The 25001-nt window shown below is 54.3% G+C and carries 28 protein-coding genes; 12 read left to right on the top strand and 16 right to left on the bottom strand.

What is annotated here, in order from left to right; translation table 11 throughout:
- Positions 1-22: 22 nt before the first annotated feature.
- Positions 23-907, bottom strand: a complete 885-nt coding sequence (locus tag ACNY69_RS10050; RefSeq protein WP_111141158.1) for a LysR family transcriptional regulator — start codon at positions 905-907, stop codon at positions 23-25.
- Positions 908-1188: 281 nt separating this feature from the next.
- Between ACNY69_RS10050 and ACNY69_RS10045 the strand changes: the two genes are divergently transcribed.
- The 7 genes from ACNY69_RS10045 to ACNY69_RS10015 all read left to right on the top strand — a co-directional run bounded on the left by ACNY69_RS10045 (position 1189) and on the right by ACNY69_RS10015 (position 7835).
- The gene (locus ACNY69_RS10045; RefSeq protein WP_418798180.1) at positions 1189-3033 is read left to right on the top strand and encodes a thiamine pyrophosphate-binding protein; all 1845 of its coding nucleotides are present in this window, start codon (positions 1189-1191) and stop codon (positions 3031-3033) included.
- Positions 3034-3051: 18 nt separating this feature from the next.
- Entirely contained in the window at positions 3052-3489 is a 438-nt protein-coding gene (locus tag ACNY69_RS10040; protein ID WP_111141156.1) for a cupin domain-containing protein, read from the top strand.
- A gap of 19 nt (positions 3490-3508) precedes the next feature.
- Positions 3509-4393 (top strand): DMT family transporter, encoded by an 885-nt coding sequence (locus ACNY69_RS10035; RefSeq protein WP_111141155.1) that lies wholly within the window; start codon positions 3509-3511, stop codon positions 4391-4393.
- Positions 4371-4892, top strand: coding sequence for a DUF2938 family protein (locus ACNY69_RS10030; protein WP_111141154.1), 522 nt, complete (start codon positions 4371-4373; stop codon positions 4890-4892). Before ACNY69_RS10035 ends, ACNY69_RS10030 begins: the two co-directional genes overlap by 23 nt.
- Before the next feature lie 153 nt (positions 4893-5045).
- The gene (locus tag ACNY69_RS10025; RefSeq protein WP_111141153.1) at positions 5046-6296 is read left to right on the top strand and encodes an MFS transporter; all 1251 of its coding nucleotides are present in this window, start codon (positions 5046-5048) and stop codon (positions 6294-6296) included.
- Between the two features lie 451 nt (positions 6297-6747).
- Positions 6748-7023 carry a hypothetical protein gene (locus ACNY69_RS10020; protein ID WP_111141151.1) on the top strand — a complete coding sequence of 92 codons (276 nt, stop codon included), beginning with the start codon at positions 6748-6750 and terminating at the stop codon, positions 7021-7023.
- A gap of 197 nt (positions 7024-7220) precedes the next feature.
- Positions 7221-7835, top strand: coding sequence for a TetR/AcrR family transcriptional regulator (locus tag ACNY69_RS10015; protein ID WP_111141150.1), 615 nt, complete (start codon positions 7221-7223; stop codon positions 7833-7835).
- 233 nt (positions 7836-8068) lie between these two features.
- Here ACNY69_RS10015 and ycgZ read toward each other — a convergent pair whose 3' ends face one another.
- From ycgZ to ACNY69_RS09990, 5 genes are all read right to left on the bottom strand, one after another.
- Positions 8069-8308, bottom strand: a complete 240-nt coding sequence (gene ycgZ / locus ACNY69_RS10010; protein ID WP_418798174.1) for a regulatory protein YcgZ — start codon at positions 8306-8308, stop codon at positions 8069-8071.
- 221 nt (positions 8309-8529) lie between these two features.
- Positions 8530-8802 (bottom strand): hypothetical protein, encoded by a 273-nt coding sequence (locus ACNY69_RS10005; protein ID WP_111141148.1) that lies wholly within the window; start codon positions 8800-8802, stop codon positions 8530-8532.
- A gap of 403 nt (positions 8803-9205) precedes the next feature.
- Positions 9206-9436, bottom strand: a complete 231-nt coding sequence (locus tag ACNY69_RS10000) for a YgdI/YgdR family lipoprotein (protein WP_003848985.1) — start codon at positions 9434-9436, stop codon at positions 9206-9208.
- Positions 9437-9451: 15 nt separating this feature from the next.
- Positions 9452-9685, bottom strand: coding sequence for a YgdI/YgdR family lipoprotein (locus ACNY69_RS09995; protein ID WP_111141161.1), 234 nt, complete (start codon positions 9683-9685; stop codon positions 9452-9454).
- A 353-nt stretch (positions 9686-10038) separates the two neighbouring features.
- A complete protein-coding gene (locus ACNY69_RS09990) occupies positions 10039-10242 on the bottom strand; it encodes a hypothetical protein (RefSeq protein WP_111141147.1) in 204 nt (67 codons plus the stop codon).
- A 190-nt stretch (positions 10243-10432) separates the two neighbouring features.
- Here ACNY69_RS09990 and ACNY69_RS09985 point away from each other — a divergent pair, with 190 nt between their 5' ends.
- From ACNY69_RS09985 to pdxY, 4 genes are all read left to right on the top strand, one after another.
- Positions 10433-10747 carry an MliC family protein gene (locus tag ACNY69_RS09985; RefSeq protein ID WP_111141146.1) on the top strand — a complete coding sequence of 105 codons (315 nt, stop codon included), beginning with the start codon at positions 10433-10435 and terminating at the stop codon, positions 10745-10747.
- A 25-nt stretch (positions 10748-10772) separates the two neighbouring features.
- Positions 10773-11429, top strand: coding sequence for a pyridoxamine 5'-phosphate oxidase (gene pdxH / locus ACNY69_RS09980; protein WP_111141145.1), 657 nt, complete (start codon positions 10773-10775; stop codon positions 11427-11429).
- 139 nt (positions 11430-11568) lie between these two features.
- A complete protein-coding gene (gene tyrS, locus ACNY69_RS09975) occupies positions 11569-12843 on the top strand; it encodes a tyrosine--tRNA ligase (protein ID WP_111141144.1) in 1275 nt (424 codons plus the stop codon).
- A gap of 55 nt (positions 12844-12898) precedes the next feature.
- Positions 12899-13759, top strand: a complete 861-nt coding sequence (pdxY, locus tag ACNY69_RS09970; RefSeq protein ID WP_111141143.1) for a pyridoxal kinase PdxY — start codon at positions 12899-12901, stop codon at positions 13757-13759.
- 32 nt (positions 13760-13791) lie between these two features.
- Here the strand turns inward: pdxY and gstA are convergent, their stop codons facing one another.
- Complete coding sequence (gene gstA / locus ACNY69_RS09965; protein ID WP_111141141.1) at positions 13792-14397, bottom strand: glutathione transferase GstA; 606 nt, start codon at positions 14395-14397, stop codon at positions 13792-13794.
- Between the two features lie 158 nt (positions 14398-14555).
- Positions 14556-16037: a dipeptide/tripeptide permease DtpA gene (gene dtpA, locus ACNY69_RS09960; RefSeq protein ID WP_111141139.1), complete on the bottom strand. Its 1482-nt coding sequence runs from the start codon at positions 16035-16037 to the stop codon at positions 14556-14558.
- A gap of 675 nt (positions 16038-16712) precedes the next feature.
- On the opposite strand from dtpA, the gene ACNY69_RS09955 reads away from it, so the two are divergent.
- On the top strand, positions 16713-17405 hold the full coding sequence (locus ACNY69_RS09955) for a CTP synthase C-terminal region-related (seleno)protein (protein WP_111141137.1): 693 nt from the start codon (positions 16713-16715) through the stop codon (positions 17403-17405).
- Between the two features lie 80 nt (positions 17406-17485).
- On the opposite strand, the gene ACNY69_RS09950 is transcribed toward ACNY69_RS09955, so the two are convergent.
- From ACNY69_RS09950 to rsxA, 8 genes are all read right to left on the bottom strand, one after another.
- Positions 17486-18202: an HPP family protein gene (locus ACNY69_RS09950; protein ID WP_111141135.1), complete on the bottom strand. Its 717-nt coding sequence runs from the start codon at positions 18200-18202 to the stop codon at positions 17486-17488.
- A 188-nt stretch (positions 18203-18390) separates the two neighbouring features.
- The gene (nth, locus tag ACNY69_RS09945) at positions 18391-19023 is read right to left on the bottom strand and encodes an endonuclease III (protein WP_111141133.1); all 633 of its coding nucleotides are present in this window, start codon (positions 19021-19023) and stop codon (positions 18391-18393) included.
- A complete protein-coding gene (locus ACNY69_RS09940) occupies positions 19020-19724 on the bottom strand; it encodes an electron transport complex subunit E (RefSeq protein ID WP_111141131.1) in 705 nt (234 codons plus the stop codon). The genes nth and ACNY69_RS09940 overlap by 4 nt, the downstream gene beginning before the upstream one ends.
- Complete coding sequence (gene rsxG / locus ACNY69_RS09935) at positions 19717-20349, bottom strand: electron transport complex subunit RsxG (RefSeq protein ID WP_111141129.1); 633 nt, start codon at positions 20347-20349, stop codon at positions 19717-19719. The genes ACNY69_RS09940 and rsxG overlap by 8 nt, the downstream gene beginning before the upstream one ends.
- A 3-nt stretch (positions 20350-20352) precedes the next feature.
- Positions 20353-21411, bottom strand: a complete 1059-nt coding sequence (gene rsxD, locus ACNY69_RS09930) for an electron transport complex subunit RsxD (protein ID WP_111141127.1) — start codon at positions 21409-21411, stop codon at positions 20353-20355.
- Positions 21412-23820 carry an electron transport complex subunit RsxC gene (gene rsxC, locus ACNY69_RS09925; protein WP_418798168.1) on the bottom strand — a complete coding sequence of 803 codons (2409 nt, stop codon included), beginning with the start codon at positions 23818-23820 and terminating at the stop codon, positions 21412-21414.
- A complete protein-coding gene (gene rsxB / locus ACNY69_RS09920; RefSeq protein ID WP_111140494.1) occupies positions 23813-24391 on the bottom strand; it encodes an electron transport complex subunit RsxB in 579 nt (192 codons plus the stop codon). Before rsxB ends, rsxC begins: the two co-directional genes overlap by 8 nt.
- On the bottom strand, positions 24391-24972 hold the full coding sequence (rsxA, locus tag ACNY69_RS09915; protein WP_111140493.1) for an electron transport complex subunit RsxA: 582 nt from the start codon (positions 24970-24972) through the stop codon (positions 24391-24393). Before rsxA ends, rsxB begins: the two co-directional genes overlap by 1 nt.
- Positions 24973-25001: the final 29 nt, after the last annotated feature.

Here is a 25001-nt window from a genome sequence, read left to right as displayed (position 1 = left end):
GCTACTGAAACCGCGAGGTCTGCTAAATGTCTCTTGCCCGGGTTTCTTCCGCAAAGCACTGCTCCAGCGCCGTAATCACGGCCCTGATGCGTGCAACTTTTTGTAGATCCGGATGGAGCACCAGCCAGATATCCACCGGGTCACGTTTTTCGGGAAATACCGGGATTAATTGCGGATCGCAGTCAGCTAAAAATGTCGAGAGCAGGCCGATGCCAATCCCGCGTTTAATTGCGGACTGCATCAGCAGTTGTGTATTACATTCCAGCACGACTTGCTGGCTGTTTACTGCAAAGCCACACAGGTTTTGTCGATGACGTGGCACCATGTCAGCCGGAAACATAACCAGTTGATGACCCGTTAATCCGCTTTCTTGCTGCGGTTCTCCGAGCCGCTCAAAATAGCGCTGGCTGGCATAAAGCCCCATAGCAATGGTCGCTAGTCGTTTAACGATTAACTCTTCAGAATCAGGTCGGGCACCACGAATAGCGATATCCGCACTGCGGTACGAGATATCGGAGAAACCTATTCCGGTCAGTAAGGTTACGGTGATGTCCGGGTATTGTTCACGCAGGCGCTGAATGGCAGGTATGACAAACATGGTGGCGAGTGTGTCTGTGCTGGCGATGCGCACGTTACCTGCAGGGATGCTATCGCTGCAGGCGGCTTTGCGGCTCATCGCCTGCATGGCACTTTCCATCGCACTGGCTTCTGCCATCACCTGCTCGCCAAACTCGCTCAGCGTGAAAGCGCGAGGCGTACGTATAAATAACCGGGAACTGAGCGCGCTTTCGAACGCTGCGATACGGCGTCCGACTGTTGCCTGATCGACGTTTAACGATTTTGAGGCACCCCGCAACGTTTTTTGTCTCGCTAATGCGAGGAAAAAACGAACATCATCCCAGTTCATCTACTGCTCCATGTTATTTATAACTAAACGCACATCTTCAGATTGATCAAAAAAGCATCAGAAATCATAAGTCATATCATAAAAAGCACTATGAAATTATAAGTATTTTTGCATTATTGTGAAGCATTAATGCAACTTTAAAAATTTCAAATTGTGACTATGATGGGCCGTTTTTTGGATATAGGTGCGATGCGTTTTGTTATGTGAAGCCTCCCATATAACGCACATTTTTTCCTCATTAATGCTGATTGTCTTTATTTTTATTCTAATGGATTTAGAAAATGAAATTATTTGAAGATGATTTTTTTAACACTACCTGCCCGACGTTTAATTCAGATAAAGTTGTTGAAAGAAAAAATAGCCGAACAGATGTTGCTTTGAATTGTGCTGAGGTCCTTATTGCTGAAATACAGAATAAGCAAATTAGTCACATTTTTTTAGTGCCTGGTAAGTTGATTTATCCAATTGTTAAGGCGCTGGAAAAAACATCGATTGTCGGGATTATGGGGGCACATGAAACTGCCTGCGGGTTTATGGCTGACGGTTATGCCCGAGGTAGCCGAAGATTTGGTGTTTGTTTAGGTATCTCAGGGCCTGGTACAATGAATTTCTTACCGGCGATGGCAGCGGCTCGGGCTGACAGAATACCTGTGCTCTATATTACTGGCGGCGTAGCGACTTATCACGAAGCACAGGGCGCCTTTCAGGATGGTAGTAATGGCGGACTTGATGAGTTATCTGTTGTGAAACCTTTAGTTAACAGTGCTATTGAAATAAAGACGCCTTGTGTTTTTAATCATGAAATGCGACGAACCTTCGACCAGCTTAATGTTCAGAGGAAAGGTTGCGCCTATTTAAATATACCCGTAAACATTCAAAAAGAACCTCAACAAGATCATTCAGTAAAGATAAAAAGTATTCGGCATGGATTTGCTATTGATACTTGCGCGTTGGATGTGCTTATTCACGATTATCTTTGCCGCGACTTTAATGTCGCCATACTGGCAGGTAGTGGTGTTAACAATTGCCATGATGCGACCTTCCTAAAAAACGTAGCCGAAAAATTTTCCATTCCGGTAGCGACTACACTTTCAGGTAAAGGGGCTTTTCCTGAAAAACATCCTTTAGCCCTTGGTCTGTATGGTTTCGCTGGACATACACGCGCGATAAAAACTATCAACGATCCTGCTGTAGATGTTTTAATTGTTTTAGGCAGTGATTTAACACAGCGAGATAGCCTTAACTGGTGCCCTGAACTGCACGGTAATAAAACGTTAATATTTATTGATGATGATTTCCAAAAAAACTGCTCACATTATCAACCTGATATTCATATATTCTCTAATCTTAGCAAAACCCTGGATTACCTTGTCAGTAGCAGGATAGGGAGAAACACGCTTTTGTTAGCGGCTAAACAGAAGCGTTCGCGCTGGATATCTGATGTTCGTAAATTATCATTAACGGTTTCTAAAACCTCGCTGTTTACCAAACAGGACGAAGAGGATAAACACTTATTTGCTGGTGATGTCGTCCACTATTTACGCAATCTTATGCCTGAAGATACTAATGTTGTTGTTGATTCAGGTGCACATAGAATCTTTATGGCCCACTACTGGTCCGCTACCGGCATTGGTGACTATCATACTTCCAGCGAGCTTGCCCCCATGGGTTGGGCTATCTGCGCGGGTATCGGTATTAAACTTGCCCAGCCAGAGCGGCCTTGTATGGTGGTGACTGGTGATGGCTGCATGCTGATGCACGGTATAGAAATTCAGACGGCTGCACGTTACGGCATTAAAACGCTGTTTGTGGTGATAAACAACCAGGCCCACGGCGCTATGCACATTGATACATTGCATCAACGCGGTATTTCTGCGGACTTTACCCGGCTTCCCACTCATGACTGGGTCGGCTTTGCGACAAGCCTGGGTGTTACAGCCACTTGCGTTAAACACCTGGCAGAATTAAGCACAGCCGTAAACGCAGCGAAGGAACATCCCGGACCTTTCCTGATCGAAATTGTTGTCGGTAATCATAGCACGCCGAATCGTTACTACTCACAAAGCGTAACGGCTTATGAAGCACGAATCGCGGCGCAGGCGGTTTCTGCGTTACCGCAGGAATAAAATAGTTGGGGAATCATTATGTTTAATTTCCGAAGTTCAATAATTACACTTGCCGCCATACTCAGTATCAATATAGCAATAGCGAAAGAGGGCGTTGAAAAAAACATACTATTGAAAACCGAGCGATCATGGAATGGTGATGTCTATCATGCTTACCCTGGCGGTACGCCTGAAATCACCGTTTTGAAAGTGGAAGTTGCTCCTGAACATGTTCTTCCATGGCACTACCATGCGTGTATAAGTACAGTCTATATGACGCATGGGAATGTAACACTCACTATGAAGAACTCAGGAAAAAAAATGACCTTCTCTGAAGGCGAGACTTTTAGTGACACGGTGAACTCAGTTCATGAGGGGGTTTCTGGCCGTGAGGGAGCAGGCATGTTGGTCTTTTTTGCATGTTCAAAAAATACACTGCTTACAACTCAAATTGCAAACGATAAAAATCCTGATTAACTGGAGATGCAGTACGCTTATGGCTATTTTATGGATGCTGCTAGCCTGTGTTTTCTTTTCATTAATGAACGCAGAAATCAAGGTGCTGTCAACAGAAGTGAGTTTTTTTGAGATAATTTTCTTTCGCTGTTTTATTAGTGTGCTTATCATGGCTGCAATAATGTCTTTTAAAGGCATCTCTTTTAAGCCTGGTGAGCCACTATTGCATTTTAAACGTGCATCATTGGGTAATGGAGCAATGTATTGTGGTTTCTATTCTCTTATGCACCTGCCTGTGGCAATGGCCACGACATTAAGTTATACCAACCCCATGTTTCAAGGGTTAATTATGATATTAATCCAAAAAGGAAATGCATCCCGCCGCATATTGATGTCAATTTTACTTGGTTTTTTAGGGGTAGTGATTTTATTGCACCCTGACATTCCTGTCAGTAGCCATATTTTTATCATGGCTGGGCTTTTTTCGGGACTGCTTACTGCTCTTGCCTATTATAATGTCAGTAAATTGACCCGATGTGGGGAACCAATCCTGAGAGTTGTATTCTGGTTTTCATTGCCAGGTGCGGTTATAGGGTTCGGTGTATGTCTGGTTTCTGGTATCACTTTTCCGACGGCAAATCAACTTATTGCTCTCATCGCAGTTGGTGGATTTGGTACTATTGGGCAATTAGCCATGACGCGAGCATATAGTATTGGAGAAACAACCACGGTGAGTGTTATTTCCTATAGTACAATTATTTTCACGGCATTTATTGGTTATTATTTTTTTGGCGAAAAAATATCAATAATCGCTGCAGGAGGCATGCTATGTATAGCACTGTCCGGTATCCTTGTATCAATAAAGAAACATCCATCGCCAGGGGGTAAAATTCCAATTGAAGATGCAAATATGCAACAATCTTAAAGCCATTATTTTTTTCACTCTTTTGAGTGGAGTAACGTCTACGCTAAGTATGGATGTCGTAAACAGGCTTACCTCCATCATCAATGTCACTCCCCCATTAAATATTAATTTTATTGGTAATTTGTTATCGCAATGGTTGCAAGGGAATTTTGTTTTTTCTCGTCCTGGTGAAGTTACAGTCAGCAAATATGGATTGCTGGCAGGCTATTTATTTCATTATTTTGCAGGCGTTGCATTGGCTTTTCCTTATTGCTGGCTATTCCTGAAGGTGAGGTTTTTTACTCACCTATCGATCCCGAAAAGTGCTCTTTATGGGCTGATATGTTCATCGATTACACTACTGGTTATCTATCCTTCGGTCGGGTTGGGGTTATGCGGGTTGAAAAACGGGAGTTATGAATTATTAACAGCAGCTCTGATTAATCATTTTGTTTATGGCCTGGCCTTATTGGCGAGTTGTAACGTTATAAACCGTATCCAGGGTAACACGACACATTGAGTACGGATTATCAAGCTGCATAAATGAATGCCTGTGATGCAATCTTGCCTCTGCTATGGGGAGCAAGCAGGCTTTATCATGAATGTGTTTGCTGCTCTGTGAAATCAGCATTAGCTGCACAGAGTTGATTTATCTACAGTTCGGGAAATAAAAATGTCAGAAGTGTTAACTATCGATAGTCGTCCGACAGACAAAAATAATTCTGCTTCCAAAAAGAGCGTTTTATTCTTTCTTGCACTGGCGCTGGTTGCTGCTTTATTGAATAGCAGTGCACCAACGCCGCTTTATCCCCTCTATCAACAGCAGCTAGGTTTAACCGCCGTCAGCCTGACAATGATTTATGGCGCGTATGCGGCCGGTGTCTTGATTGCGTTATTCAGCGTAGGAAATCTTGCAGGGAAAGTTGCCGACCTGCGCAGCCTGATGATGCCTGCGCTACTGGCCGTCTTCGCGGGAGCCTTGCTGTTTTCACTCGCCGATTCATTTGCCTGTCTGTTTATGGCACGCCTGCTGGCGGGCGTAGGAACCGGGGCATTAACCGGTGCAGCGAATATTGCCCTTTTGCGTTTTGGCCCTAAAGATGGCGGTAAAGCTGCGGCTCTGCTCGCCACGCTTTCTTTCACCACCGGTCTGGCTCTGGGGCCCGTTTTTAGCGGCGTGGCGATTCAGACCAATTTCCACAGCCAGACGTTGCCGTTTCTGCTGATTATGAGCACGGCTGCAATTGCCCTTATCGGATTACGTTTTAGCTGGCCAGCGCATCATCATGATCAAGCCAGGGTTGCGCCATCCTCATCTGTTCTTTCAGCGGATACGACACTTAAAGCCGGACTGAAAGCGACTGGCATACGTTTTTTCCTGTGTGCGGGCGCTCTGTTTATGAGTTGGGCGTTTGCCGCCAGTATTTTGTCCATTGGACCGTCGGTATCGGAGCATCTGCTCGGCATTCATAGTCAGGGCGTTTATGGCTACGTGATTGCGGTGTACTTAATGGTGGCCGGTATCAGTCAGATTTTGAGCCGCCGGATTAGCGCTCGCACGTCTCTCGCTGCCGGCTGTTTTACTCAGGCCATTTCGATTGTGTTTTTTACCTGGGCTATCAGCACCCACTCTTTAGTATGGGCATGCACAGGACTGCTTGTGGCTGGATATTCCTATGGCGCCATCTTTGTGGGAAGTGCGACCCTGCTAAATATGATCTCTCCTGCAGCCAGTCACGCAAAACTGATTTCATTGTTCTATGTCATTGCCTATATCGCTAACTGGGTGCCCGTGCTGTTAGGTGCGGTGGTGGATCATGCCAGCCTGAATCTGGCTATTGATTTGCTGTTCAGCGTCGGTGGGATTATCTGTCTGCTGCTGAGCATCGCGGTGTTTTGGACAAAGATGGAAAAACGCGCCTGATTTTCAGAATCAGATCGTGCCTGATTTTTGCCAGGCCGATCTGAGGACCGGCCAATGCGCGCTTAAAACCACGCCACCTGACTGCCTGTTTCGATCAGCAAAGCCATGCTGGCAGCGTTTTGATATTGAGGAATGCATCGCTCATCGTCTGATGCAGCTGATGGATAAAATTAACGAAACCGGCAGCGGAAAACGCTGGTTTGCCGGGCAGGGGGATCAATAAGGCCTGGCGAGGAAGCACGAGATGCTGTCACCTTGTGCCACACGGATAGCGGATTTGCCGGTGGCGGCAGTTAGGCCGGTGCGTGTCCGGCCTCCTCTGTTGCTGACGTAGCCATGTCCGCTAAAAGCTTTTTTTATCACGCGCGGAATAGCGCCAGAGGTTATGCTTCTCCTGGTCCGATGAGTGGTTTTTCATCGGGTTGTTAAGGTTCATGACCAGGCAGATATAATGAATTTCACGCAATTTGAAGCCAGAATAAAGCAATGGCCCGCTATCTCTTTTACTACGATTATCCTGTCCCGCCATCACAATGACCATGAGATCTACGCGATTGACGATAGCAGTACGGTAAAAACCCGGCTTTTTTTATGCCAGGCGGAGGATGAAAATCATGCCAGCCTGTTAATTAAGCAGTTCACCTTCTGGCTGATGAAATTCAATGCCGCTCAGCGCGCCCTGCAAGAGGACAAAGCGTGCGTAAAGATATCGTTATTATCTGAATAAGCAGTGTCTGGCCTTCGCCTCTGATGGTGCCGGGCGTCGCTCAGCACCGGCTGACAGGGGTCTTGCAGGCAGTGCGGCCTGTGGCGCGTCGGCGGCAGATGACGTGCTGTCGCGCTGACCATCTATACTTGTTGCCCATGCCTGAGATAGAATCGCTGTCGATTTTGACAGGAATGCACGATCTCAGACCGGTAACGATGATCACGACAGCCACAGCGCATAAAAACAGAGAGCGAGGACGTCCCAGAGAGTTCGATATTGAACAGGCTCTGGATCACGCCATGACCGTTTTCCGGCAAAAAGGGTATCACGCGGCCTCGATAACCGATCTGGGTGAGGCGATGAACCTCTCCGCAGGCAGCATCTACAAAGCCTTTAAAGATAAACGTTCGCTATTCCTGCTGGTGTTCGAGCGCTACCTGGCGCTGCGCAACGCCGATCTGCATCGTCGTCTGGCACCCTGCGTCAGCGGGCGGGAAAAAGTTACTGAACTCTTGCAGTTTTATCTGGACTCCGCTCGTGCGACAGAAGGACGGTGCGGCTGCCTCGTCGTTTCCAGCGCGATTGCGCTGCAGACCCTGGATGCGGAACTGGCACAGCGTATCAACGATGTAGTTCAGCGTAACCAGCGCTTCCTGGTCACGCTGCTGGCGCTGGGTCAGAAAGATGGTTCCATCGATAACACACTGGACAGGGAAGCGGCAGCCGGTCTGATCCTCTGCATCGCCTTTGGTATGCGGGTGGCAGGTAAGGTCAGTGATGTCACGAATGAGCAGGAGACACTGGCACTGGCACTGAAAGTACTGGGATAATCATGCTGCGCTCAGGCAGAATAGCGCGCCATGATCTGCGGCCCGTCACTTTCGCAACGGGCTTCTTCGCCAGCTTCCACACCGCATCCGTGCCTTACAACAGGTCGAAATGCTTCCGATCAGCCTGATCCGCCTGCAGGCTGATGACCCGTCAGGCCGCATGAGGTAGTCCACGCAAAATGATGTGAGGCTGGTGACGAAAAACGGAGCCGGCAGAGCAGAAAAGCGGTCGCTTAACGCCCGAACAGCAGGCTGATAAGCGTGCGATAATGGCGCTCTTCCTCTTCTGTCGACGCGGTTTCAAGCCGAAGCAGAAGTTTGGTGCAGATCGATTTGCGATTCACATTCAGTCCGGCATGCAGAATTTCAACCACCACCTGTCCCAGCGTCTCTTGCTGTGAAGGCAGGCTTGCCGCATTAAAATAACGGGCAATATCGTCTGCCGTCCGCGGCAGTCTCTGGTTCGAGTACATGGATTTTTTTCCTGAGAGGTGATGTAAAAACGTTCAGTCAGGCGCGAAGTTATACAAAAAACATTGGTCTGTACAGTTATTTCAGCGATGTCAGGATGATTTTTATTCATATCCGCCTGCCGGGTCAGCAAAACGGCAAAATCGGCAAGCGAAACGTGACGCAGGCGCGTCAGAAGCCGGGCGAGCACCCGGATATCAACGGCTGCCTGACCCGCGAAACGTTAACGATAATCTTTGAGGAAGGCGGGTGCCTGACCGGTTTCGACCAGCCAGTTAAGTTCAGCACGGTCACGCGAAGAGGCTTCAACAAAACTTTTTAACCAGTTTCGTGCGTCGGCAATCTGCGCAACGCGCTCATCGCTCTGTTCGTTCTCCGCCATGACACCCAGCTGCCGAATCAGCGACGCCAGAGTAATTTCCTGCTCTTCAAAAGCCAGATTAATGGTGGCTTCCCCAAGAATAATATGGCCGACCTGTTTTTCGTGATAAATCATCTGCTACCTCCTGATTAAATAGCGATACGGATAGTTTAGTTAACGAAGCGCAGGACTAAAAGCCCTGTAAAATTGCGCAGGGAGAGCTGGATAGCTGAAAAATAAAGGGAACCTTTAAGCGTAACGATAAACAGCTAATAGCACAGCATAAAATCAAACGCTGATTGGCTGGCTGACAAAAGCTGAACAATTATGCTGGTTAAAAAAAAGAAGGTAGCCTGAAATTCAGATAAGCAAAAAGTGGGGATTCTTTACTTTTGTCAAATTAAGCGCAGCAGGCGACAGAGACGCCGGATGAAAAGGGCAGCCTGATGAAATCTGCGCTGTGCGCGATTCGCCGCAATTGCAGGCAAAAATAAAGCCGCCCGAGGGCGGCTTTGTTCGTCAGACGACAGCAGCGTGTTTATTTGTGGGGAACTTCAGAAACGGCTTTAACATCTGCTTTATTAATCTGTTGCTTAACACCGTTGGCATCGGTGTAGGCCAGCAGGCCAGCATCAGACTCAGAAGGCTTGCCATCACTGATGATGGTCCGGCCATCATTGGTCTGAATCGCATAACTGGTACGGGTGCAGCCGGTTAATACGGTCATACCGATCAACGCGGCGAGAGGCAGAATCAGCGCTTTTTTCATCTTATTCACCTTATATTAGTTGTCGAGTTCACTCATATTACTAATCTCATTGCGATTAATTTGCTCGGTTTTTCCGGTCTGAGCATCGCGATAAGAAACCAGCCCCGTATCTGAATCAATCTGGGGTTTTCCATCAGTAACAATCGTGCGGCCGTCAGTGGTCTTAATCGATTGATTCGAGGCGCAACCCGCCAGCGTACCTAAAGAAAGAACCAGCAAAGCAATAGCTGACAGGGATTTCATTTTCATTTTTTTCAACTCCGTGAATTCTATCCAGACATTTACAGCATAGACGGCTTTATCGGGTTTGCTGATCCCGTCACGCTTCGGTGGCGGTTTTTTAAACAAAAATAGTGTCTGCAGTGGAAATTAGCAGGCGTAACAAAAGAAAACCGCATTTATTGCAAACCTGTATGCGATTAACAAGGGCGCTGCGGGCAGGGCAGCGTGCCGGAATAGACGAAAGCGCAAAGATGGAAAATAAACCGATCGCCCCAAAGGCCTGTTCCGGCGGCGGGCTGGCGTCGCCGCCGGATAAGAGGCCGTCTCCGCACGGTCCGCAGGCTGCCCGGAAACGACGGGCGTCGGCCCGGGCAATCGCATCAGAGCAGAGAGTCTTCGCCCGCTCTGGCGGCCGCTTTTTCCGCTTTCATCGCGCTGACCGGGTCGGATGCGCTCAGCCAGCGGTCAAATTTCTGGTAGGTGTCGATAAAGGTTTTAAAGTAGCTGCTGGCGACAGTGGCATTCTCTTTATGGTTCATAAACGCCACGGCCAGCTTAAAGGCATCTTCGTTATCAAATTTCATCTCTCTTTCCCCTTGCTTAAGATGTATAGAGCGTAGCCTGAGAATAGTGGCTGTGCATTCGGACAACCACCTGAAAATGCGGAATAATTCATGCTGGCCGATCCCATCAGCCCGATTGGCGTCAATTCTCACTTACTTCGCGCTGAATCCTTCTTATAATGCCAGCTTCACTCGTGAAGGAGACCCGCTTATGTTGAAAGGATTAACTGTCGCTGCGGTGCTGCTGCTGTCGGGCTGTAGCCTGATGCACAAACAGCCACCGGCAGCACAGACCCTGCACTATCGCTGCGGAACGCTGCCGCTGACCGTGACGCTGGACGAGGCGAAGGAGGAGGTCCGTTTCATCATGGATGGCCAGCCGCTGACGCTGAAGCAGACGGTATCGGCTTCCGGCGCCCGCTATAGCGACGGCACCTATGTTTTCTGGTCCAAAGGTAACGGCGCGTTTATCGAACGTAACGATAAAGTTGTCGTCAATGATTGTGAGCTGCAACCCGCCAGCTGACTTTTTATCTGAATAGGCGAGCATTATGAGTGACAGCGAAACGCTACACACCATTGCCCATCTGCGGCGTGAATATACCCGCGGCGGACTGCGTCGTAAGGATCTGCCGGATAATCCTCTCGCGCTGTTTGAACAGTGGCTGGGCCAGGCCTGTGAGGCAAAACTGCCCGATCCTACTGCCATGACCGTGGCTACCGTGGATGAAACGGGGCAGCCCTGGCAGCGTATTGTGCTGCTGAAACATTTCGATGCCCAGGGCATGGTGTTTTACACCAACCTCGGCAGCCGCAAAGCGCTGCAGCTGGCACAGAACCCGCGCATCTGCCTGCACTTCCCCTGGCACTTTCTGGAGCGTCAGGTCATGGTGCTGGGCGAAGTGGAAAAACTGTCACCGCTGGAGGTGCTGAAATATTTCCACAGCCGTCCGCGCGACAGTCAGATCGGTGCCTGGGTGTCGAAGCAGTCGAGCCGGATTTCGGCGCGCGGGATCCTGGAAGGAAAATTCCTTGAGCTTAAACAGAAGTTCCAGCAGGGTGATGTGCCGCTGCCGAGCTTCTGGGGCGGCTACCGGGTGAAATTTCATACGATGGAGTTCTGGCAGGGCGGCGAACATCGCCTTCACGATCGCTTCATCTATCAGCGTGACCACGACGGCTGGACAATCGACCGTCTGGCACCCTGAATCTGCACGGTTTTCCCCTATCAGCGCTGGCACAGAGAGCGTCGGCGCTTTATGCTATAGCCCTCATTTTTTTGGTTCCGCAACTCAGCGGAAAGCTGTGTACCAGCATAGGTGCAGTCTGATCAATTTGGAGTCAGTAATGACCAGCAGTAACCTGATACAACAATTGCAGGAGAGGGGCCTTATCGCCCAGGTGACGGACGAAGACGCGTTAACAGAGAAACTGGCGCAGGGGCCAATTTCGCTCTATTGCGGCTTTGACCCCACTGCTGACAGCTTGCATTTGGGCCATCTGGTACCGCTGCTCTGCCTGAAGCGTTTTCAGGATGCCGGTCATAAGCCGGTGGCACTGGTCGGGGGCGCAACCGGCCTGATTGGCGACCCGAGCTTCAAAGCCGCAGAGCGTAAACTTAATACCAGCGAAACCGTTGGTGAATGGGTTGAAAAGATCCGCCAGCAGGTGGCCCCGTTCCTCGACTTCGATTGTGGCAGCAACAGCGCCATCGCCGCGAACAACTACGACTGGTTTGGCAGCATGAACGTGCTGACCTTCCTGCGTGATATCGGCAAGCACTTCTCCGTTAACCAGATGATCAATAAAGAAGCGGTGAAGCAGCGTCTGAACCGTGACGATCAGGGTATCTCCTTTACCGAGTTCTCCTACAATCTGCTGCAGGGTTATGACTTTGCCTGCCTGAACGAGCGCCACGGCGTTTCCCTGCAGATCGGCGGCTCTGACCAGTGGGGCAACATCACCTCCGGTATCGATCTGACCCGTCGTCTGCATCAGAACCAGGTCTTCGGCCTGACCGTTCCGCTGATCACCAAGTCTGACGGTACCAAATTTGGTAAAACCGAAGGCGGCGCAGTCTGGCTGGATGCGAAGAAAACCAGTCCGTACAAGTTTTATCAGTTCTGGATCAACACTGCCGACGCGGATGTCTATCGCTTCCTGAAATTCTTCACCTTTATGAGCATTGAAGAGATCAATGCGCTGGAAGAAGAGGACAAAAACAGCGGCACCGCGCCACGGGCTCAATATGTGCTGGCAGAGCAGGTAACGCGTCTGGTGCATGGCGAAGCGGGCCTGTCGGCGGCAAAACGTATCACGGCCAGCCTCTTCTCCGGCTCCGTCAGCGACATGACCGAAGCGGACTTCGAGCAGCTGGCGCAGGATGGTATGCCAACCATCGTGCTGAGTGCAGAAGACGATCTGCAGCAGGCGCTGGTGAAAGCCGAGCTGGTGCCATCCCGTGGTCAGGCGCGTACCATGATCGGCTCAAATGCCGTCTCTCTGAACGGTGAAAAGCAGTCTGATGCGGAGTACCGCTTCAGCGACAGCGACAAACTGTTCAACCGCTATACGCTGCTGCGTCGCGGCAAGAAACACTACTGCCTGATTAACTGGCAGTAAGCTTTCAGGGCCGGTTTCCGGCCCTTTTTTATGGCAAGGCAGACAGGGCAAACAAGTGAAAAATATTTTAGCGATTCAGTCGCATGTTGTTTTTGGTCATGCCGGTAACGCGGCGGCTGAGTTTCCGATGCGCCGCATGGGTGCCAACGTCTGGCCGCTGAATACCGTGCAGTTTTCCAACCATACGCAATATGGCCACTGGACCGGCACGGTAATGCCGGCAACGCATCTGACCGACATTGTGAAAGGCATTGCTGACATCGACCGCCTGAAGACCTGTGACGCGGTGCTGAGCGGTTATCTGGGCTCGGCGGAGCAGGGCGAACAGATTCTGCAGATTGTCCGCCAGGTGAAGGCAGCGAATCCCAACGCCTGGTACTTCTGCGATCCGGTTATGGGCCATCCCGAGAAAGGCTGCATTGTGGCACCAGGCGTGGCAGAGTTTCACTGCAAAATGGCGATGCCTGCCAGCGACATCATTGCGCCGAACCTGCTGGAACTGGAGATGCTGAGCGAACGCACCGTCACGGATGTTGACGCGGCGGTGGAGGCGGCACGGGCACTGATTGCCCAGGGGCCACGCGTCGTGCTGGTGAAGCACCTTGCGCGCGCCGGTCGCCGCAGCGATCGCTTTGAGATGCTGCTGGTGACGGCGGATGACGCCTGGCATATCAGCCGTCCGCTGGTCGATTTCGGTGTGCGTCAGCCGGTCGGCGTCGGCGATCTCACCAGCGGCCTGCTGCTGGTAAATCTGCTGCACGGCAAATCACTGCAGGATGCGCTGGAGCACGTTACGGCGGCGGTTTATGAGGTGATGCTGAAAACCCATCAGATGGGCGAGTATGAGCTGCAGCTGGTCGCGGCGCAGGATGCCATTGCCTCGCCGGTGCACCACTTCGCGGCAGAAAAACTGTAATGCATCAGGGCCGGTTAACCGGCCCTGTTCTCTCAGGCTAAACCTTCCGCTTTCAGCGCCGCCTGTACCGCAGGCCGTTCCGCCACGCGTTCAAACCACGCCTCCAGCGCCGTCAGGCCAGACAAATCCAGACCCAGCGCCTTTGCCCAGCGCGTCACGACAAACAGATAGGCATCCGCCACGCTGAAATGCAGCCCCATCAGCCACTGTCTGTCACGCAATGACTCATCCACATAGCGAAACTTCGCTTCCAGCTGGCTGCGGGTCTGCGCCTTCACCTCATCGGTGTAGCCGGGACGGAACAGCGGGCCGAAGCTTTTGTGCAGCTCGCTGCCGATGTAGCTGAGCCACGCCACGGTGTGATAGCGGGTCAGGCTGCCGACCGGCGCCAGCAGATGGCGATCGGGCTTGAGATCCGCCAGATACTGCACAATCGCCACGCCTTCGGTCAGCACGCTGCCGTCGCTGAACTGCAGCGCAGGCACCTGGCCTTTGGGATTGATCTGGCGAAAGTCATCGCCCTGTTCGGTAAGTTTAGTGGCCAGGTCGACGCTCACCTGGGTGAAGTCGAGCCCGCATTCGCGCATAACAATGTGGGGAGAGAGAGAGCAGGCTCCTGCTTTGCAAAACAGTTTCATGACCATGTACTCCTTGTTGCAATGGGATCACAGCATAGTAAAGACTCAGGCTGGAATTACCAGTGATAAGGATCAGGGATCTGCGCGGGGAGGCGTTCGGCCACAAAAAAGCCGGGCAGAACCCGGCTGAGTCGTGACGTGGGGATCAGGGCTGTACGCTATTTTTTTGCGTCAGGGTCCTGAGTCATCCGGTTCAGCAGCGGTGCTGTAATCAGCATCAGCAGGGCAATAACCGCCGTAACGATACCAATCTGCTGGAACACACGGCTGTAGGTCGCCAGGGAGATCAGCGGATCGGTCACGTTCTCCGGCACCGCCATCAGGTTAGCCACTTTACCGGCAATCACCGCCGCGCCAGCGGTGGTCAGGAACCAGGAGCCCATGATAAAGCCCATCAGACGCTGGGGAACCAGCTGCGCCACCATCGCCAGGCCAAGACCCGAGATCATCAGCTCACCGATACTCTGCAGCGCATAGCTCAGGATCAGCCAGTTAACAGAAACGATACCGGCGTCGCTGGCAAATTTTGCCCCTACCGGCAGCACCAGGAAGGCACCGGAGCAGAGCACCATACCGAGGGCAAACTTATGTGGCATCGGCAGCTTATCGCCCAGCTTATTGTAGAGCGCCGCCAGCAGCGGACTGGCCAGCATGATCCAGAACGGGTTCAGCGCCTGGAACTGCTCGGGCGCAAACGTAATGCCGAAAATGGTGTGCTCAACGTTGCGGATAGCAAAGAAGTTGAGTGAGGTTGGCATCTGCATATAGAGCACGAAGAACAGGATCGCTTCGACCATCAGCAGGAAGGCCACGATCATCTTCCGGCGCGCCGCGCCCTGCAGCGCAAAGGCTTCTTTAGCGAAGATCAGCAGGATGCCCAGCGCAATCACCGCCAGCACCAGACGTGCGATAGCCTGATGATGCAGCATCCAGTTTGCCAGGGCGATCAGCACGACCACGCCGACCAGGGTCATCAGCAGTTTGCCGACCTGCAGCGGAGCGAAGTCTGGCTTAGAGCCATAATCCTTTACCATGCGCTTGCAGAACAGGAAGTTAAACAGGGTGATGACCAGGCCGATGACGCAGAGTGAGAAGGCGACGCTGTAGCCATATTTTGCCGCCAGCCACGGTGTCAGCATCATCGAGAAGAGCGAACCGATGTTGATCGACATATAGAACATGGTGAAGGCACCGTCGATACGCGGGTCATCTTTTTCGTAGCAGGTGGAGAGCAGCGAAGAGGGGTTCGCCTTGAACAGACCGCTGCCTACGGCGATCGTCGCCATACCTATGTAGACAATGCTGACGTTATGGCCGGAGAAGGCCACCAGCGCATACCCCAGCGCCAGAACCAGCACACCCAGCACGATCACGCGCTTGGTGCCCAGCACCTTATCGCCCAGCCAGCCGCCGATGGCGACCAGCCCATAGACCAGCGCACTGAATGAAGAGAAGAGGGTGATTGAGTCTGATTCAGACAATCCCAGCTGCTTCACCAGGTAAACCGCCATGATGGCCTGCAGGCCATAGAAGCCAAAACGTTCCCATAACTCAATCGAGAAGATTAAGTAAAACGCCTTTGGCTGTTTAAACGCATTGAGACTGACAGCCTCATCAGTGTGTTTGTTTGCAGTTGACACATGTACCTCAGTTTTTTCATACCCTGTTTCGGGACAGCAATTAAGTCCGCGTCATGTGAGTTTTCCACGCGCAGGATTGTTATTAGAAGGGAAAAGGGGCGACTAATTTGGCTGATTACGGGCGACAGGGCAAGAATTTTCTGACAACCACGCTGAGCTGATAATGTAGCGTTAAAAACCGTGGAATAAGCTGTTGATTAGATTTTAATTTTGATGAGCAGGGGCAGGTCAGTGCGATCTGACTGAATCCTGGCGCGGTGCTGGATGAAATTGATATTAACTGCTAACAGAATGATTTGTGGATGAATCGTTCACAGGAACGAGAATCGCCAGCACAGACGGTCAGTCGCAGCCCTTTTTTCCCGCGATTTGAATAAACAGTAACCGTTATGCGGCCCGGGTTGCGGAAAAAATGCACGATGCGCGATCGATCCCACACTCTGAGGATTTAATTCAGCACGCAAAACAAGAAACCGATTGCGTCACGCCGGTTGGGCAGAAAACCGCGTAATTGACGCGCAGACGGTAAATTGTCCAGGCAGCAACCGAATCTGCGGGCAGCCGACGCTGCAGAACCCTCCGCCGCTTTGCCAGCGCACAGGCGAGAAACAGGCAATTAATGACAAAAGATTAACATTCCTGTAACCTTCTGCTTTCCCTGAAAAGGATCTGCCCATGTCATTCCTGCGTCTCTTTCTGGTGGGAGACTACCGCGCCAGCGCGGTTGCTCATCAGGCCATCCCCCCTGCAATCGAACTTGCTGCCCGCAGCCTGAATATCAACGCTGAAACCATCTGGGTCGCCACCGAACGACTCGATGAGACCGACCTGACAGCGTGCGACGCGCTCTGGGTGGTGCCGGGCAGTCCCTGGCACAATGACAGCGGCGTCTATGATGCTATCCGCTGGGCGCGGGAGAGCGGTAAGCCTTTCCTGGGCTCCTGTGGCGGGTTTCAGTATGCGGTGATCGAATATGCCCGTAATGTTCTGGGCTGGCAGGATGCCAGCCATGCCGAAACCGACACCGGCGGACGCAGCGTCATCGCGCCGTTGAGCTGTTCGCTGATGGAGCAGCGCGGTGCGGTCAGATTCGAGCCGGGCTCACGTATCGCCACTGCCTACGGCGCGCTGGAGAGCAATGAGGGCTATCACTGCAACTTTGGCGTTAACCCGGCGTTCAGCGCGGCGCTGGGCGAGAAAACGCTGCGAACAACGGCCTGGGATGAAGCGGGTGACGTCCGCGGCGTGGAGTTGCTGGATCATCCCTATTTTGTGGCAACGCTGTTCCAGTCGGAACGGGCGGCGCTGCAGCAAAAACTTTCACCGCTGGTGGTGGCCTGGATGCAGGCCGCGCTGGCGCAGCACTAAGGGCGGGGTATCGTATTAAGTGACACCGTCACATGATGGCGATGCGTCACAGAACGGCTGACAGCCTGTCAGCCGCTTCTTCAGCCGAACTGACGGCGCTGGGCAATCTCTTCCGCACGCAGCAGCAGCGCCTGCAAATCATCTTCATCAATATCCAGCAGTTCACCGCCCTGCAGCGCCTGATGCAGATCGTCTCGCGTCAGCGGAACCGGCATCGCGACCGGCTCTGGCTTCACCTCTTCGGGCGCCAGCGGATGCGGATAGCGACGGCCTGCCAGATTGTTAAACAGCAGCGCCAGCAGCGCCAGGATCAGGGAGTTGAGCAGAACAGGCGTCAGCACAAAGTGATAGCCCAGTTGCTGCACCGAGGGGCCGCCCAGGATGGCGGTCAGTGCCACCGCGCCACCGGGCGGATGCAGACAGCGAAGCTGAAACATCAGAAGTATGGCGACGCAGGCCGCGACGCCGCAGGCGATGGCGGGATCGGGAATGAGCTGACAGACGACAACGCCTGTCAGCGCAGAGAGGCTGTTACCGCCGACGATTGCCCACGGCTGCGCCAGCGGGCTGGCCGGTACACCAAACAGCAGCACGGCCGAAGCGCCAACCGGCGCGACAAACCACAGGTTCAGTTCGCCCAGCATCCAGTGGCTCAGCAGGCTGGTGAGCATGAGTCCTGTACCGGCGCCCAGTCCGGCGATAACGATATGCTTTTTACTCACCGCCAGCGGATGCGGCCAGAGTCGCGCCAGAAACAGGCGCAGTGCGTGCTTCCCGGCAGAGGGGCGTGTATTCATGACATTACTCACTGTGGCATAACTTTTTCTTATGATCAGGGGCGGCGATTTTCCATCATCAACACGCATGTAACAACCCGATAAACTGTGTTGTCTTTCAGACTGGGGTGACACCGGGGCGAACCGGCAGGGGCAGAGGCGGGGCAGAAAAGCAAAAACCCGCCGAAGCGGGTCAGGAAGCGGTGCAGTTACTCGGTTTTCTCAGGATACTCGCAGAGATCTTCAATCAGGCATGAGCCACAGCGGGGCTTACGCGCCACACAGGTATAGCGACCGTGCAGGATCAGCCAGTGGTGACAGTCGACCTTGTAAGCCGCAGGCACCACCTTCAGCAGTTTCTGCTCCACCTCTTCGACATTTCTGCCCGGCGCAAACTTCGTCCGGTTACTGACCCGGAAGATATGGGTATCGACGGCAATCGTCGGCCAGCCAAAGGCGGTATTGAGCACCACGTTAGCGGTCTTGCGGCCCACGCCCGGCAGGGCCTCCAGCGCGGCGCGATCTTCCGGCACCTCACCGTTGTGCTGCTCAAGCAGGATGCGGCAGGTTTTGATGACATTCTCCGCTTTGCTGTTAAACAGGCCGATGGTTTTGATATAGGACTTAACGCCCTCCACGCCCAGCGCCAGCATCGCGGCGGGGGTATTCGCCACCGGATAGAGTTTCGCGGTGGCCTTGTTGACGCTGACATCGGTTGCCTGCGCCGAAAGCAGCACCGCGATCAGCAACTCAAAAGGTGAGCTGAAAGAGAGCTCGGTGGTCGGATGCGGGTTGTTCTGCTGCAGCCGGCGAAGGATCTCAGTGCGTTTGGTCTGATTCACACGGCTTTCCCGACGGCGTTCTGTGGCGCAGTGCTGTCAGTCGTCTGAGCACGCAGGGCGGCACGCTGTTTCATCTTCTGATCGATCAGGTATTTACCCGCCAGCATCATGCCGAGTCCGATAAAAGCCCCCGGCGGCAGCATGGCCAGCAGCATCGGCGAATCGAAATGCACCACTTCAATACGCAGCGATTTCGCCCACGGGCCAAGCAGCTGATCGGCCCCGTTAAACAGGGTGCCGCTGCCGATAATCTCACGCAGCGAGCCAAGCACCACCATGGCGCAGGTCGCGCCCATTCCGATGGCGAAGCCATCCAGCGCCGCCAGCGGAATCGAGCTTTTCGAGGCGACGGCTTCCGCGCGGCCCACCACGATACAGTTGGTGACGATCAGCGGGATAAAGATCCCCAGCGACTGATAGAGACCGTAGGCGTAAGCGTTGATCAGCATCTGTACGCAGCTCACCACCGAGGCGATGATCATCACGTAGATCGGGATACGGATTTCCGAGGGCACCCAGCGCCGGGAAGCGGAGATAAAACTGTTGGTCAGGGTCAGCACCAGCGTGGTCGCCAGGCCTAAACCCAATGCGTTGGTGGCAGTGGCGGTGACCGCCAGCAGCGGGCAGAGGCCCAGTAACTGCACCAGCGCAGAGTTATTTTTCCACAATCCGCCCACCAGCAGACTTTTTGCTTCACTCATTTGCATCTCCACAGGCCGGTAACGAAGAGAGTCTCTCCGGGAGGGTTTTCATCAACAGCGCGGTGCGTTTCGTCGCATTGACCACCGCGCGTGGGGTAATAGTAGCACCGGTAAACTGGTCAAATTCGCCACCATCTTTTTTAACGGCAAAAGCCTTGTCTGCCGGGCCCTGAACCACTTTTCCGTTGAAACTGTTGATCCAGTCGGAGATGCGCAATTCGATCTTGTCACCCAGGCCCGGTGTTTCATGGTGCTCGATGACCCGCACGCCCAGCACTTTACCCTGAAAATCGGCGCCGACCAGCATCTGTATCGCACCCGAATAGCCGTCGGGTGCGGTCGTCTCCAGCGCCGCTGCGACCGGCTGGTTGCCTTTACGCGCCACGAAAAGATGGTGCGGGGCGCCGTTACCCAGTGCACTATCCGTGACAACGTAACAATCCTGCTGAATGTTGTTATCATACATATCGGTGGGCACGACCTGATCCAGCAGGTTTTTTTGCTGCAGCAGAGTCTGATGTTCCACGGTCGGTTTCGTCACCGTGTTCACCACGGCGGTGGCGGCAGTGGTGATCGCCGCGAAAACCGCCAGCGTTACCCCATTTTTACGGATCGTCTCCAGCATCGCTTAATCCTTCTGATGGCCGTAAACGCGCGGCTGGGTGTAGTAGTCAATCAGCGGCACGCAGATGTTTGCCAGCAGCACGGCAAAGGCGACGCCATCGGGATAGCCGCCAAAGCTGCGGATCAGCCAGACCAGCAGGCCAATCAGCGCGCCATAGAGCAGACGCCCGCGATTCGTGGTCGAGGCGGTCACCGGATCGGTGGCGATGAAGAACGCCCCCAGCATGGTTGCGCCTGAGAAAAGGTGAATCAGCGGGCTGTTGAGCGAGCCGGGAGAGAAGAGCCAGCCCAGCACGGCACAGCAGGCCAGCGACAGCAGCATAGCCACAGGAATATGCCAGCGAATCGCCTTTTTCCACAGCAGGAACAGGCCGCCAGCCAGATAGCCCACGTTGACCCACTGCCAGCCCAGACCTGCCAGCACACCGCTGTAGATCGGCTGCGCCAGCAGATGCCCGGCGCTGTGTCCGGCGCGCAGGCCGGTTTTAAAGGTATCAAGCGGCGTGGCCTGGCTGACGCCATCGACGCCCAGCTGCAGCTGCTGCATGGTGTCACCCGCCAGCGTGTGGCCGTGGAACACCATGCTCAGCGTATCCATCAGGCTGGGCCGGATGGCCTGCAGTGAGTCAGGCGGGAGCCAGCTGGTCATCTGCACCGGGAAGGAGATCAACAGCACCACATAGCCGACCATCGCCGGATTAAACGGGTTCTGGCCGAGTCCGCCATAGAGCTGTTTCGCAATCACTACCGCAAACAGGGTACCGACGACGACCAGCCACCAGGGGGCCAGCGGCGGCAGGCTGATCCCGATCAGGACGGCCGTCAGCAGGGCCGAATTGTCCGCCAGCGCAGAGGCAACGGGTGCTTTGCGCAGTCGCAGAATGGCCGCTTCTGTCAGCCAGGCGGTCAGCGTTGCCAGGATGACCTGGATAAAGGTGCCGTAGCCAAAGAAATAACACTGTGCAGCGAAACCCGGCACCGCAGCCAATACCACCAGCAGCATGATATTGCCGGTGCTGCGGCGGTTATGGGTATAGGGAGAACTTGCGATACGAAAAGCCATTTAATCCTCAAGCGTCGTAGACGACTGCGCTTTACGCGCTTTGGCACGGGCGATGGCGGCAGCAATTGCAGCTTTACGCGCATCGTCGGGTTGATTCAGTTCAGGTGCCTGTTCCGGTTCAGCATTCGCGTTGTTGGCCTGCTCCTGAGCCTGTTCTGCGTTTTCCACCGCAAAATGCGCGGCGGTCGCCAGGGCTGCGGCATCGCGTGAGGCGGCATCCGCGTCACTTTCCGCCTGCGCAGCCTTTTTCGCTCTGGCGCGGGCGATAGCGGCTTCGACGGCGGCCTTACGCGGGTCGGGAGCGGCATCCGGTGCGGAAGTGCTGTCAACGGCTGGTGCGGCATCAGCGCCTTCCGCCTGCGCAGCCTTCTTCGCTCTGGCGCGGGCGATAGCGGCTTCGACGGCGGCCTTACGCGGATCGGCAGCGGCTTCCGGTGCAGCAGTGCTGTCAGCGGCTGGTGTAGCCTCAGCGCCCTCGGCCTGCGCAGCCTTCTTCGCTTTCGCGCGGGCGATGGCGGCTTCGACGGCGGCCTTACGCGGATCGGCAGCGGCTTCCGGTGCAGCAGTGCTGTCAGCGGCTGGTGTAGCCTCAGCGCCCTCGGCCTGCGCAGCCTTCTTCGCTTTCGCGCGGGCGATGGCGGCTTCGACGGCGGCTTTACGCGGATCGGCAGCGGTATCCGGTGCTGTCGCCGCATCCGGCACGGCTTCTGCCGGCTTCTCTGCCGTTTTTTTCGCTTTTGCGCGGGCAATAGCGGCTTCAACGGCGGCCTTACGCGGATCGACCGACTGACGGGTCACCGGCTGGGTTTCAGCCTGCGCCTCTGCCTGACGCAGACGCGCCTGGGCATGACGAGCCTCGCGCTGCGCTTCCAGCGTGGCTTCATCCGGCTCGGTCACCTGACGGGCTTTCACCCGCGCTTTTGCAGCAGCCAGTTCACCGTTGTCGGCACGGGCAACCCGCTGTTTCGCCTCTTCATGACGCGCTTCGCGCGCCTGTTTTTCGCGCTCCAGTCGTGCCTGACGGGCTTCAAAGCGTGCTTTCGCTTCCAGCGTACGTTTCGCTTCCAGGTCGATGGCGCGCAGTTCGGCCTTTTCCTGACGGTAATACTGTACCAGCGGAATGTTACTCGGGCAGACATAGGCGCAGGCACCACATTCGATGCAGTCATCGATATGGTGCGCACGGGCTTTATCGTGATCGCCGCCCTGGCTGTACCAGTAGAGCTGCTGTGGCAGCAGTTTGGCCGGGCAGGCGTCCGCACAGGCCGAACAGCGGATGCAGGACTGCTCTTCGTCGTTGTTCCCCATCTCCGTGGCGGATGGGGCAAGGATACAGTTGGTGATCTTCACCACCGGCACATCCAGCGACGGCAGGGTAAAGCCCATCAGCGGGCCGCCCATGATCACCATCTGACGGGGTGCCGGGGTAAAACCGACATGGTGCAGCAGATGACTGATCGGTGTGCCCAGTCGGCTCCAGACGTTCCGCGGCTGGGCGATCGCCTCGCCGGTCAGCGTCACCACGCGTTCGGTGATGGGTTCGCCGTTGACGATCGCGCGCTTGACGGCCCAGGCCGTGCCGACGTTCTGCATCAGCACGCCGATATCGGTCGAGCGCCCGCCGTGCGGCACTTCTTTGCCGGTCAGGATGCGGGTCAGCTGTTTGGCACCACCGGAGGGATATTTGGTCGGAATGACCCGAATCTGCAGGTCGCGATCGCTGCCCAGCGCCTGCTTCAGCGCGGCGATCGCTTCCGGTTTATTATCCTCAATGCCGATTAACACCCGCTCAGCCTGCAGGACCCAGGCAAGAATGCGGCTGCCCTCCAGCACCTCAGCCGCGTAATCCTGCATCAGGCGATCGTCAGCGGTGATATAGGGTTCGCACTCCGCTGCGTTGATAATCAGTGTGTTAACGCCGCGCAGGCCGCCTTTCAGCTTAGTGGCAGTCGGGAAGCCCGCACCGCCCAGGCCCGCCACGCCCGCATCGTGAATACGCTGCACGATGTCGGCGCGCGGATGCTGCCGGTAATCAGGCAGGGGATCGAGCGGCATCCAGCGATCCTCGCCATCGGGCGTCAGGAAAACGCAGAGTTCTGACAGACCGGAGGGATGAGCGGTCATATGCTGACCGATCGCCTCAATGACGCCGGACGTGGGCGCATGGACGGGCAGCATACGGCCCGTGCCAAAGGTCAGCGGCTGGCCGCGCAGCACCCTGTCGCCGGGAGCCACACAGATCTCGCCTTCGTGTCCGATATGCTGTTTAAGTGGAATAATAAAACGGTGCGGCAGAGGCAGTTCGCTGAGCGGCGTTCCGTTAGACTGGGTTTTCATTTCGGGCGGATGAATGCCGCCCTCAAAATCCCAGACCTTCTCTTTTTTCAGGAAGTTAAACAGATTAAGCATGAGTTTCTACCGGGATCACCCGTACAGGAATGGTATTCAAATCCCACTTCCAGTTGGCTGGCGTGGTGGCAACCGGACGCATTTCAATACAGTCGGTCGGGCAGGGGGCAACGCAGAGATCGCAGCCAGTGCAGACGTCGCTCAGCACGGTGTGCATGGCGCGGGTAGCGCCGACAATCGCATCCACCGGGCAGGCCTGAATACATTTGGTGCAGCCGATACAGTTGGCTTCGTCGATAAAGGCCACGGTGCGTACCGGCTCTTTCGCTGCCTCATCGCCGTCAATCGGCTGCGGCTCAACGTTGAGCAGCGCAGCCAGCTTGAGCATGGTCTGCTCTCCGCCTGGCGCGCATTTATTGATCGCCTCACCGTTGTTGCCTACGGCATCCGCATAGGGGCGGCAGCCCGGATAGCCGCACTGGCCGCACTGGCTTTGCGGCAGAATGGCATCAATCTGCTCGACGATAGGATCTTCTTCCACCTCGAAGCGGCGTGAGGCGTAACCCAGCAGGGCACCGAACACCAGGCTCAGCGCACTTAATACGGCAACAGCAATCCAGATCGCGGTCATCAGAATTTCACCAGCCCGCTGAAGCCCATAAACGCCAGCGCCATCAGACCAGCAGTAATCAGGGCGATGGAGTTGCCTTTAAACGGCGCGGGCACATTGGCCAGTACCAGACGCTCGCGCATACCGGCGAACAGCACCATCACCAGCGAAAAGCCAATGGAGGCACTAAAACCATAGAGGGCCGCCTGGAGGAACGTGTGGTTCAGGTTAACGCTCAGCAGGGGCACGCCCAGCACCGCACAGTTGGTGGTGATCAGCGGCAGAAAGATACCCAGCAGGCGATAGAGCGACGGGCTGGTTTTACGCACCACCATCTCAGTAAACTGCACGACGACGGCGATGACCAGGATATAGGCCATGGTGCGCAGATAGACCAGGTCCAGTGGCAGCAGGATCAGATGATTGACCAGCCAGGCACAGATGGAGGCCAGCGTAATCACAAATGTCGTGGCGAGGCCCATGCCAATCGCCGTTTCCAGTTTTTTGGAAACGCCCATAAAAGGACACAGGCCGAGAAACTTCACTAATACGAAGTTATTCACCAGCACGGTGCCTATAAAGAGAAGCAGATAATCGGTCATTTTTTCGCCTGGGAGCCAGAAAGCGGCTT

This window comes from Pantoea graminicola (assembly GCF_048452665.1).
In the GTDB taxonomy this organism is placed as follows: Bacteria; Pseudomonadota; Gammaproteobacteria; order Enterobacterales; family Enterobacteriaceae; genus Pantoea.
Note: the sequence above shows the minus strand (reverse complement) of the source record. Positions and strands in the feature narration are given on the sequence as shown.